This window comes from Psychrobacter sp. Marseille-P5312 (genome assembly GCF_900291405.1).
Taxonomy (GTDB): domain Bacteria; phylum Pseudomonadota; class Gammaproteobacteria; order Pseudomonadales; family Moraxellaceae; genus Psychrobacter; species Psychrobacter celer.
Genome location: NZ_OLML01000001.1, coordinates 837,500 through 849,600 on the forward strand (window position 1 = coordinate 837,500; position 12,101 = coordinate 849,600).

At 47.9% G+C, this 12,101-nt stretch carries 9 protein-coding genes; 3 read left to right on the top strand and 6 right to left on the bottom strand.

Annotation, left to right across the window (positions count from 1 at the left end):
- The first annotated feature begins 109 nt into the window (after positions 1 to 109).
- Positions 110 to 952, top strand: coding sequence for a hypothetical protein (locus tag C6W44_RS03590; RefSeq protein ID WP_227526348.1), 843 nt, complete (start codon positions 110 to 112; stop codon positions 950 to 952).
- A gap of 217 nt (positions 953 to 1,169) precedes the next feature.
- Here C6W44_RS03590 and C6W44_RS03595 read toward each other — a convergent pair whose 3' ends face one another.
- From C6W44_RS03595 to C6W44_RS03615, 5 genes are all read right to left on the bottom strand, one after another.
- Complete coding sequence (locus C6W44_RS03595; RefSeq protein WP_105244256.1) at positions 1,170 to 2,987, bottom strand: aminopeptidase P family protein; 1,818 nt, start codon at positions 2,985 to 2,987, stop codon at positions 1,170 to 1,172.
- A gap of 419 nt (positions 2,988 to 3,406) precedes the next feature.
- On the bottom strand, positions 3,407 to 4,969 hold the full coding sequence (locus C6W44_RS03600) for a peptide MFS transporter (protein ID WP_105244257.1): 1,563 nt from the start codon (positions 4,967 to 4,969) through the stop codon (positions 3,407 to 3,409).
- Between the two features lie 441 nt (positions 4,970 to 5,410).
- The gene (locus tag C6W44_RS03605; RefSeq protein ID WP_105244258.1) at positions 5,411 to 5,836 is read right to left on the bottom strand and encodes a hypothetical protein; all 426 of its coding nucleotides are present in this window, start codon (positions 5,834 to 5,836) and stop codon (positions 5,411 to 5,413) included.
- Between the two features lie 180 nt (positions 5,837 to 6,016).
- A complete protein-coding gene (lnt, locus tag C6W44_RS03610; protein ID WP_105244259.1) occupies positions 6,017 to 7,591 on the bottom strand; it encodes an apolipoprotein N-acyltransferase in 1,575 nt (524 codons plus the stop codon).
- A gap of 279 nt (positions 7,592 to 7,870) precedes the next feature.
- Positions 7,871 to 8,770: an HlyC/CorC family transporter gene (locus C6W44_RS03615; protein WP_105244260.1), complete on the bottom strand. Its 900-nt coding sequence runs from the start codon at positions 8,768 to 8,770 to the stop codon at positions 7,871 to 7,873.
- Positions 8,771 to 9,112: 342 nt separating this feature from the next.
- Here C6W44_RS03615 and C6W44_RS03620 point away from each other — a divergent pair, with 342 nt between their 5' ends.
- A complete protein-coding gene (locus C6W44_RS03620) occupies positions 9,113 to 10,405 on the top strand; it encodes a DUF4105 domain-containing protein (protein WP_105244261.1) in 1,293 nt (430 codons plus the stop codon).
- 47 nt (positions 10,406 to 10,452) lie between these two features.
- On the opposite strand, the gene C6W44_RS03625 is transcribed toward C6W44_RS03620, so the two are convergent.
- Positions 10,453 to 10,926, bottom strand: a complete 474-nt coding sequence (locus C6W44_RS03625; RefSeq protein ID WP_227526463.1) for a YcgN family cysteine cluster protein — start codon at positions 10,924 to 10,926, stop codon at positions 10,453 to 10,455.
- A 270-nt stretch (positions 10,927 to 11,196) separates the two neighbouring features.
- Between C6W44_RS03625 and C6W44_RS03630 the strand changes: the two genes are divergently transcribed.
- Entirely contained in the window at positions 11,197 to 11,934 is a 738-nt protein-coding gene (locus tag C6W44_RS03630; protein WP_105244263.1) for a dienelactone hydrolase family protein, read from the top strand.
- The last annotated feature ends 167 nt before the right edge of the window (positions 11,935 to 12,101 follow it).

Here is a 12,101-nt window from a genome sequence, read left to right on the forward strand (position 1 = left end):
ACAGCGCGTTGTAACTTTGGTGTCAGATTTGCTACGTTTGTGCACTTGCAGCCCCTTATCGTACTTGCGTATGATAAGGGGTAATTTTTGTACATTTATGGAAGATACCATGTCAAGCTACTCATTTTCTCATCAGTTTTATCAGCGCTGGACGTGTGCTCCTGAGCCTGTACGCGCCGCCATTACCCAAGAGCTAAAAGACATCATCACCTTGCTACAAACCCAGACGCCGTTTGAAAGCTTTGTATTTAGCACGCCTGATCTAGACACTCATGTCGATGAGCTCTACGACAACCACGATGCCGAGCAGGCCATTGCAAAAGCCATCGCCGATAAGCAAGCGCAAGCGGATGCCAAAGCAAAACAAGAAAAAATAAAAGCAGCAGAGGACGCAAAGCGACAAGAAGAGATAGCCTCAAAGGCACAAGCCGCACAAAAACAATCGCTACATAAGCCAGCAGCAACTGATGATCAAGAAAATAATACCCATCCAGCCGTCCGTCAAGAGCCCCACCAAAGCACCAAATCAGACGCGCCTGACACCGATAGTAAAACTGACACAGCGCAAGCTGGCATAGCAAAAACACAAAGTAATAAAGACGCTACCACCAGCACCCAGCCGCAGACCGTCCGTGCCCCTGAGCGCAGCGATGAGGAAGCACAAACGGCTGATCAGCAAACCACTCATGATAAAAACCATGATGCCAATGTCAAAGCGGTCAAAGCCATCAAAGATAAGGCCAGTACAGCCATCAAGCTGACACTAAAAGAGGAGCCATCTAGCGCCGCGCATCAAGCGCTCCTCCATGAGCTCGAGATGCAGATCGATGACTATCTCAGTGAACAGATGATGCTGATGTCAGAAAACCTCAAATCATGGCTCCATGCTGAGGTGGCACAGCAATTGGGTGAGACAGAGGCTTTAGATCAGCCTGTCGTCAATTCCAAATAAAAAGAGTAAAGCTATGCCAGCGTGCTACTGGGTTGGTTTTAGAGTGGCTTGAAGATTGGGGATTGGCTATATGCCCAATAAAGACAGCCAAAAACTATAGATATCGTCTGATAATTTCAAAAAATAAGCCCCGTAAATATTTACGGGGCTTATTTTTTGGGCGTCTACTAGGGCGTGTGCTCATTTCAGAAATAAAGACACGCCCTAAGGCTTTCGATTAAATCGCCTGGGTGCGCTCAGTCAGCCAATCAAGCGCTGCACCAGCAACGCGATCTTTTAGCTCAGCATAAACTTGACGATGGTAGTCGTTTAGCCACTCAACCTCTACTTGATCGAGCAATGATTTATCAAGTAAACGGGTATCAATTGGGCAATAAGTGACGGTCTCGAAGTGTAAAAACTCACCAAACTCACTCTCGGTAGGGTTCGCAACTGAGGTGTTGACCACCAAGTTTTCGATACGAATACCCCATTTACCTTCGCGGTATAGGCCTGGCTCATTACTGGAGATCATACCTGCTTTCATGGCGCGCTCTTTTGGCGTACTGGCACTATAAGCAATGACTTGCGGGCCTTCATGGACGTTTAGGAAGTAGCCAACGCCATGCCCTGTACCATGACCGTAATCCATTTGTGCTTGCCACAATGGCGCACGGCAGATCGCATCGATGAGTGGCGAGGCGATACCATCAGGAAAAGAGGCGCGCGCAAGCGCGATATGCGCTTTTAGTACTGTGGTAAAGTCGCGCTTGTGCTCATCGCTGACTTGCCCGATACCGACGACGCGAGTGATATCGGTGGTGCCGTTTTGGTACTGTGCCCCTGAGTCGATCAGCAACAATCCACCCTCACCCTCAGCGACATCAAGGTAGCTGAACTTTTCTGGCGTTGCTCGATAATGCGGCAGTGCACCGTTTTCATTAAAGCCTGCAATCGTCGGAAAGCTCGGCGAAACATAATGCGGCTGCTGACTACGCACCTCAATCAGCATACTATCGACATCCAGCTCACTCAGACGCTCGCCGTCTGCTAAACGCTGCTCAAACGTGGCAAAAAACTCACACAAGGCCGCACCATCTTGGCGCATGGCTTCACGGACATGCTCGATATCGGCATCAGACTTGACAGATTTGAGTAACGTGCTGGGGGCGATTTGCTCGATAAAGCCCACATCGTCGGCCATCTTTGATAGCGTACCCACTGCCACTTTATTTGGGTCTAGCAGCAGCAAATCCTCTGGAGTCAGTGCGTTCAAAGCGTCTTGTACTGCGTCATAATCAGCAAGCGTGATACCACTGTCTTCTAGGGCTTTTGCGATATCGCTGCTGACTTTGCTGTTATCGACAAACAATGTCGCACTGTCTGCACTGATGAGCATATGCGCCAAAAACACGGGGTTATAATCGACATCGCTGCCGCGCAGATTGGTCAGCCAAGCGATGTCATCTAAGCTTGAGAGCAGATGGTGAGTGGCGCCAGCCTCCTGCATCCCTGAGCGTACCGCAGCAAGCTTATCGGTCGCAGATTGCGCCACAAACTGCGCATCATGCTGGTATAGCTTCGCTGATGGCAATGCTGGACGATCTGTCCAAATCTCTGTCAGTACGTCACGCTCGGTGATGAGGGTAATGTCATTGGCATCAAACGCATCTAACAGCTTGTCTTGCTCCGCGATAGACAACACATTACCATCGACCGCCACACTATCGCCTTCTGCTAAATGCGTCACCAACCAATCGATATGGTTTGGCTGACTTGGTGCCAGTTTTTCTAAGCTGATACCTGTACCCTTCAGCTGGGCGGCGGCATGTACCCAATAGCGGCTGTCCGTCCACAGACCCGCAAAATCGGCGGTGACCACTAGAGTACCGACAGAGCCTGTAAACCCTGACAACCACAAACGCGCCTGCCAATACTCTGGTAGATACTCTGATAAATGCGGATCCGCTGACGGTACGATGATGGCCGTTAGGTCTTGGGCGGCCATGCGCTCCCGTAAACTTGCGATACGATCATGAATGTGTTGTTTATTCATTAAAATTTTCCTTATTGATTTCGAAAACAGTGGGCAAGCGAGGTTGTATTAAAAAAATACGACGACGCGGCGACTATGGATAGTCGTCTTATTGGCGCGGGTAAATGAGTAAGTGCGTATTGAATCGTGTTGAATGATCAATAGCCATTGATGCAAATACTGACCATGCAGAAGTGATAAATAGCCAGATATTATTAAGATGTTTGGGCAGATGACAAGCTTTCAATACTGGAATAAAAAAATGCTTGAACAAAAATATGTCATGGCTTGAGCAAGACCTGTCACGGATAAAAACGATAAGACGTGCTACCAACCATGGTAACACGTCTCATCATCAGCCTACTTATTGATGCACGGACTTAGCACTTGGCTATCCTAACCATTTGCTCAAACGCATCCGCTAACTTTTTTGGTGTCGTTTAGCTGACATGATCGGACTGTTCGCTATTTTTGAGCATGGTACTGATGGGCTTGGCCAATAGCAACAAGATAACCGCCGTCACTACCAAAAAGACGGTCATGGTCGTAAATAGCGTTGGCAAGCCTTCAATCTTGTCCGCTGAGACATGACCACCGAAAAATGCAGCAACCAAGTTACCCATGGCGACAGAAGCAAAAAACAGCCCCATCATCTGACCTTGCATACCTTTTGGCGCAAGTTTGGTCATCGATGACAATCCTACTGGACTCAGGGCCAGTTCACCAAGCGTCAACAGCAACAAGCTACCGACCAGCCATAAAGGTGATGCTAGGCCAGTCTCATTGGTCAAAATATTTTTTGAGGCGATAATCATCAAGCCAAAACCTGCCGCAGTAATCAACATGCCAAGCGCAAACTTGACCATACTGTTTGGCTCGATACCTCTATTACCCAGCTTGACCCAAAGAATACTGACAATAGGAGCGAGCAACAAAATAAACAGCGGGTTTAGCGACTGAAACCAAATGCTTGGTATCTCAAACCCTAAGACATTAAGGTCAGTATAGCGATCAGCAAATAAGTTAAATGAGGTTGGCTGCTGCTCAAAGCTTGACCAAAACAGCGTCGAGCCGATAATCAAAATAAAGCAAATCAACAAACGCAGCTTATCGGTTTTATCAAGGCGCGGTGAGACAAACATCACGGCAAAATAGCCAATCACCACAGCCGCGATGATATAGGTCATATACTCTGCGACCATGCTTGCCTCAAACGGCATGATACCGGTGGCGACCAGCACGATCACAGCCACCAATAATGCTACAAATCCTGCGACCCAGCGTCCGATATTATGATAGCGATTGTTAGAGCGCTCCCACTCAGCACTGATGCCTTTGGCTTTGGCATAATGGGTCAATGTTTTTTGGGCAGAAAAACGATAGATAAGTAGCGAGATGAGCATCCCCAAACCACCGACCCCAAAGCCGACATGCCACATGCCTTTTTCTTTAAAGACCCCAACGATCAGCGCGGCCAATAACGCGCCGATATTGATACCCATATAAAACAAGGTAAAACCACTATCACGGCGCACATCACCTTTGGTATACAGCGCCCCGACCATCACCGAAATACAGGTCTTAAATAACCCTGAGCCCAAAACAATACAGATCAGACCGACAAAAAACAGCGTCATACCAAACATCGCCGAAAGCGCGATACATAAGTGACCAAGGGCAATAATGACACTACCCCACCACAGCGCGCGCTCTTGTCCAAGCCAGTTGTCTGCCAGCCAGCCGCCAGGGACGGCCGCCAAATACAATGAGCCAGCAAAGATACCATAGATAGCAGAAGCGGTGACTTCATCAAACCCAAAACCACCACTGCCTACCGTCGCCACCATAAACAATACCAATAGCGGGCGAATACTATAATAAGAAAACCGCTCCCACATCTCCGTAAAAAATAGCGGACGCAGCGGCTTTGGATGCCCCATAAAACCGTTTTCTAGCAATTCTAATTCAGCGGCACTCACCGCTGAATTTGCTTCTTTGCTCATAAGATTATTCCTTTAAAGACCACTTTAATAATGACCAAACCCCTATTTATTCAGATAAGCGGTCATATAAGAGCAATATTGCTTCACCTGTCTATCGGCAAGTAAAGAATTAATTGGTCAATAATTATACAGTGGCTCACAAAAAAATCGCCCTCAGTAGCTGAGAGCGAGTATTTGTGGCATTGCCAAAAGACAAATATCAGTCACTATGACAAGATAACTATCTTGTCATAATGAAAAAAGACAGCCCGTATCTAGGGCGTGCCCTCAATTCAATCGATAGCCATCTAATTGGGCTAAAAATGGCTAAATCTGGCCAGACGGTGTCAAATAGCTGACGAATATCTCGATATTATCTGCGCTATCTTCCTTGTTTGACGGCGATTTATCTCATTTTTGTCGCTATTTTTAAAACGAGGACACGCCCTAGGCAAAAACAGCTTATTGTGCGACAGTTTCACCCGCTTCCACGTCGCCATCCGCTTGCTCTGCGGTTAAATCAGCATCGGCAACCGCCGCTTGGCTGACCGTACCAGCGGCAGTGGCGGTGCCTGCTTCTGCTGCTACCACGGTACTATCTGCATCCGCTGGCGTCACAGTCGCATCTGCCGCTGGCGTAGTTGCGGCCGCTTCTGCTGTTTCCGCTGGGGCTGCATCGTCCTGAGCCTCTGCATTGGCCGCCGCTACTGGCGCTGCTTCGTCAGCGGCGACTGCAGCTTCGGTCGTCTCAGCAGTGATATGCTCGCCCGCTGGACGCAAAAATGCAGAAACACCGATAAGTAAGACAATACCTAAAAACAAGGCTGTGCCGACTAGAGCATATAACAGCTCTTTTTTTGGGTTGTTATTGACGATACCTTCTGACATATCTTATCCACCTTGCACAAAATATTTGAAATATTGACCCATTATATCGCAATTTATAGCGATTTGTTAAAACCCTTAAGTATTTAAAGGATTTATTATGGGCAGTTTTTCTCCATGACTTGAGCGCCTTAGCGTTATTATTTGCTTTAAATGGCGCACCACGACGAATCAACAGCAAAACTACTTACCCAAGCGCGCTCTTGTCGTTGCCCGCTTGCCCAGATAACTCAATAACAGCAGCAGCGCCACCACAAACAAGACAGGATAATGACCGACACGCATAAACGGTGTGCTACCTGTCCGCGCTTGTACATCACCGCGCAATACGGTACGCTCAAACTGCGGCGCCCGCTCAACGATACGGCCTTTGTGGTCGATGATGGCGGTGACACCGGTGTTGGTCGCACGCATAAACCAGCGGCCGTTTTCAAGCGCGCGCATCTGGACCATTTGCAGATGCTGGAGCGGACCTGCCGAGGTGCCAAACCATGCATCATTTGAGATGGTCAATAAAAAGTCTGTACCGATGGCGTTTTTGCGCGTGGTATCAGGATAGGCCACTTCATAGCAGATGGCAGCGCCCAAATTGTGCCCACGCACCTGTAGCGGCGACTGCGCCTCACTGCCGCGACTATAGCTCATAACCTCTTGACTACCTGCAAGGTTTGGCAAAATATCGAGCAGCCCTTCAAATGGAACATACTCACCAAATGGCACCAAGCGCTGTTTTTTGTACAGTCCTTCTGCCTCGGCACCCAGCGCAATCACGCTGTTATAAAATGGCGGATACTTATCTTGAGCTTCATCAAATGCCGCTTCATCCTTATAAGGAATACCGGTCACCCACGTGGTATTGGTGGCTTTGGCCATTTTGACCATCTCATTGATAAAGCCGATCGCATCGGTCTGAAACATCGGAATCGACGACTCAGGCCACAAGATAATATCACGTCCCCACTCACTGCGAGTCAACGTGGCATAAATCTTGAGCGTCTCTATTTGATACTCAGTCAGCCATTTTAAATCTTGCGGAATATTACCCTGAATCAATGACACCGACACATCAGGCGTGCCTTTTGGTTTAGTCCACTGCGGATTGATCAGCCACAATGAGGTGCTGACAACCAATAGTGCAATCGAAGCCACCATATAGCCTGCGCGGCGACGCAGTAGCTCGACTAAACTGGCTGCCAATAATACCGCCACAAAAGACACTGCAAACACACCCGCCACTGGCGCAAGTGACGATAGCCAATACTGCTCTGTAAAGGCGTAACCGACAAACAACCAAGGGAAGCCAGTAAATAACCACGTCTTCATCCACTCTTGCAGCACCCAAAGCGCGGCAAAAGACAGGGGCTGCTTGCCGACCATCTTATTAAACACCAGCGCCAAAAAGCCATGAAACAAGCCCATACCAAGGCCCATCAGCGCAATCATAATTAGCGCCAGCCACACTGGCGTATCGCCATAGACATGGATTGAGGTATACAGCCAAAATGCCCCGACGCACCAAAGCCCAGTACCATAAGCTTGACCGATAACAAAAGCACGCTTGCCCGTCATATCAGGCATCAGTAAGGCATACAAAATAGCAGGCGACACCAACGCCACCGGCCAAAAACCATACGGCGCGAGAGCAAAGATAAACACTGCGCCTGCCAGCCACGCAATCAATATGGTCAACACCAGCGGCAAGCCCTTGGGCTTATCGGGGTTTAGACGTTTTTGCAAATCCACAGTAGACAGACGCATAGCAGTTATCCAAAACCTTATTTTTCAGTCGTTTAAAGCTTAAATATTAACTTTGATTTATTCGGTGAGCGCTGGATTGATAGCCAATCGTTAGCTGCTCAATACAGCGCTCAAAATTAAACCTGCCCATGATACCAGTCTAAATCAATCAATAGGTAACATTGCGTTGCAAAATACCGATTTTAAAAGCAAAAAAAACACGACCGCAATCGTGTTTTTTTATATTTAAATGCCGAGCTGATCTTTAAGTGCCAAGATTAAGTGATAAACATCAATAAATTAATGGCTACCTATTAATATTTGCTGGTCAGCATTGATTTTAGACAGCTCAAGATTTTGAATAAAGCGCCCTTCAACATCGGTAATGGTAATTTGCCAATCGTCTATCACCACACTCTCCCCTTCCAAATCACCAACATGACCGAGCGCTTGCATGACCAAACCGCCCATAGTATCAACATCGGTATCATCAAAGTGGGCGCCAAGCTCATCGTTACAGTCTTCAATCACTGTCGATGCTTGCACGCGCCACGTATTTGGTCTTTCAGGATCGGCGACGATATTATTGATATCACTGTCTTCATCGAAGTCATCATGCTCATCGACGATATCGCCGACGATCTCCTCGAGTAAATCCTCCATGGTGACCACCCCTGCAAAGTTGCCAAACTCATCGACGACGATTGCCATGTGCACTTGGGTGCGCTGCAGTGAGCGCAGCAGCGTGTCTGAGCGCGCCGTTTCGCTGATATATAGCGGCTGCCGTACCAGATCTCTGAGACGCTTGCTGTCGATTTTGTCTTCTTGGTCGCGCACCATGTGCACTAAGATAGGAATCAAATCTTTGGCAAGCAAGATGCCGATGACCGCATCATCATCTTGGCTATCAAATACTGGGTAACGCGAGTGGGTGGTGTCGAGGATGATATCCATCACCTCAGCCAGACTTGCGCTTTCGTGCAGTCCGATCACTTGCGGACGCGGCGTCATAATCTCGCGGACTTGAGTGGCAGGCAGATCGAGCACGCCTTCTAACATATCGACAGTATCAGGCTCTAAAAACTGACGAGAGTCCTGTACCAAACGAATCAATTCATCACGGGTTTCGGGGGCGGTCGATAGCCAGCGTTTTAAGCCGCGCATCGACCAACTACTCGGGCTGGGAGTGTCGTCAGACATGATGATGTGGTTTAACCTCTTTAGTTAATAGCAGTAATCAAAGAAAATAGTGAATAGCAATTAAAATCTTAACCGTAGATGGGGATTAAAATAGCAAATAAAACAGCGATTTTATATTTAGGCAGTAGTCAAAATATTTAAATAAAGATCAAATTATCCATACAAATCCTATCATAGCGATAAATAACAACTATATAAGTATAGATAAAAATAGACCAGCCTAATAAGTTTCACTTTATCGTAAGGCTTACGGACATTCAACGACAAATTCACTCAAATTGTATTGTCAGTGTGTTATGAATTTTGCTATGGTCAAAGCCTTCATTCCTCAAAGTCAAACCTATGTCGCTACGTGCATTTTTTTCTCGCCTGCTCTCGCCGCTCGCAAACAGCAATCGCTTAGAGCATGGGGCAGCTTATGAGCGCCAGCAAAAACGGACTTGGCGCTATTACCTCACGCAGTTTTTAATCGTTACTACGTTGCTCCTATCTGCTATTTGGCTGTTAATGGCAATTTGGTATCAGTTTGGCATGCGCTCGCCGATTACGTGGCTTACAACCCTTGTTATAATCGGCATTTTAGCGGCGCTGGCTAAGGCAGCTTATGCAACAAAAAGGCATTGGTCAAAAAGACTAAAAAATCGAGGTAATCAGCCATCAAATAATTCAGCAGTGCCGCATAAAAGAGTAACCGTTAAATGGCTCATTGGTTTATATGGCGCAGTTTGGTTTATCGGTTTGGGCTGGTTTTTTTCTATCGAAGCCAAGCAGCAGCGCGACTGGATGGCAGAGGTCAGCCAGCAAGTCTCCTATGAGCGAGACGCGAGCAACCCTAATATAATCACCCTCAAAAATGTACGCAATTTTGACTGGCATACCGATACAGACGCCACCGAGCGCTGGGACACCCGTACCATTGATATGTCCAAACTCTCGGGCGTCGATGTCACCAACTCATACTGGATGGGGCCACTGATTGCTCATACCTTGGTCAGCTTTCGCTTTGAGGATGACAGACCGCTTGCCTTCTCATTTGAGATTCGTAAAGAAGCAGGCGAGTCTTTTTCGGCGCTGGCTGGGTTTTTTCGGCGTTATGAGCTTAGCCTGATTGCTAGCGAGGAGCGTGATATTATCTATACGCGCAGCAATGCGCGCGGCGAGCAGGTTTATCTGTTTCCTATCAGCAATTTGCAACAGCATGAAGTGAGGTCACTATTTGAATCTTATCTAACGGCGGCTGATGATTTGAACGCTAAACCCACTTGGTACAACACGTTGATTAGCAACTGTACCAATATTATTTTTTATATGGCGCGTATCGTCAGTGGCGAGCGTTTGCCATGGGATTATCGGATTTGGGTCTCTGGGTGGCTGCCAAACTATCTATACGATGTCGGTATGCTCGACGCCAAGCCCAACAGCGGCGCGCAGAATTGGTCGATGGATACTTGGTACGAGCGCACTCATATCAATCCAAAAGTGCGTGGTTTTGATAATTTAGCAGGCAGCAGCGTAGTCAATAGCCGCGAGTTCTCCAAGCAGATTCGTCAGAATATTCCTATCCCGCCATTGGCTGACTCAAAAGCGGCAGCTGAAGCCAAAGCACAATTTGCGGCGCATGCCGCCGCGCCATAAACTCACTACTCGCCATAAACTAACGATAAGAGTCTAAATGGATACCGCTAGGGCTGTACCCATGTCACCACCCGCTCCTCCATCTCTTCATCTGTCATACCAACCTCAGAGACACAGCGCCCTGCCACCCCGACATTGGCTGCGCGCATCTGCTGCTCGGTGCGCGCCGCATCGCCAGTCAATAACAAATGCCAACTTGGGAGCTCCTGCCCTTTATACAAGCGTTTATAGGCGCAGTGTGATGGTAGCCACATCATGTTGGGCAGGTTTTCCATCGTGAGCTGAATACAGTCAGGCACATACTCTTGACGCGTGGCATAGTGCTGACAATGACCCGTCGCACAGTCCATCAGCTGACAGGTCACATCGGTATACTCAACCACCGCTTCGGCGTCATCATCATCGATATATTTGATCAGGCAGCAGCTACCGCAGCCATCACACAAAGCCTCCCATTCATGATGCGTCAGCTCTGATAAGGCAAATCGCGACCAAAACTGCAGCCGCAAGGTGGCTGCCAGCTCACCATCGCTATCGGCAAACAAGCTTGCATTGGCGGGCACAACAGGCTTTGACACTGGTTGCGGCGTCGGTGACTGTTCAGCAGTTGGTGATTGTTGGCTGTCGGCAAGTTGGTTGAGCAAATTGAGTGTCATAAAGGTGCAGTAGCATTTTGATAAAGAGCGTTACAGTATTATAGCTGTTTTTGCGAAGCATGGGCGTTAAGGTACTAAAAGTAAAAAAAACGATTTACTATAAATAAAATTCATAACATAAAAAAGGACAGCACTATGTCAATTAAGACGTTTGAACTTATCAGCACCACCAAAAACGGCGTCGAGCTCATCAGCTATGTGGCGCTACCAGAAGACGCATCGGAAGAAAACCCAGCGGCCGGCATCTTGGTCGCACCAGAATGGTGGGGCGTGGTCGATCATCCAAAATCTGTGGTCGAGCGTTTGGCAAAAGCAGGCTATGCAGCGGTGGCAATGGACGTCTACGGTGAAGGCAAATTGACCAGCGATGCGGCGATGGCAAACATGTGGATGGAGCAAGTACTTGCGGACCAAGACATGCTGATGGATCGCTGTCGCCTTATCCTCAATGATTTTAGCGATCAGTTGGCTGTTGATGGTAGCAACTTAGGCGCGATTGGCTACTGTTTCGGTGGTAAAGTCGTGCTTGATATGGCGCGCGATGGCATGCCACTAAAAGCTGTCGCGACATTCCACGGCAACCCATCAGCAAAACAGCCTGCGGACAAAAACTTTACCGCCAAAGTCTTGGTCGCGCATGGTCGTGATGATTCGATGGTATCGATGGAGGCGATAGAAGGTCTAAAATCTGAGCTGGATGCGGCCGATGTCGACTATACCATCGATGTGTATGACAATGCCAAGCACGGCTTTACCAACCCCCATGCCGATGAGCGCGCAGCCAAAAACGATGTCGATCTCGGCTACAACGAAGCTGCCGCCAAGCAAAGCTGGGATAATATGCTTGAGTTTATGAAAAGTAACTTAGCATAGACGGCTATTATGAGAAGGCCACTATCATAGGGCTTTTATAAAACCTATATAAACCGAAAAAAGAGCCGCTGATTTATAAGCGGCTCTTTTTTTAGTTGAGCAGCTTTAGGTACATGATGCTTCTTGTACTCGGACGCAAATCGCGTCATTATCACCTCATCATCAAG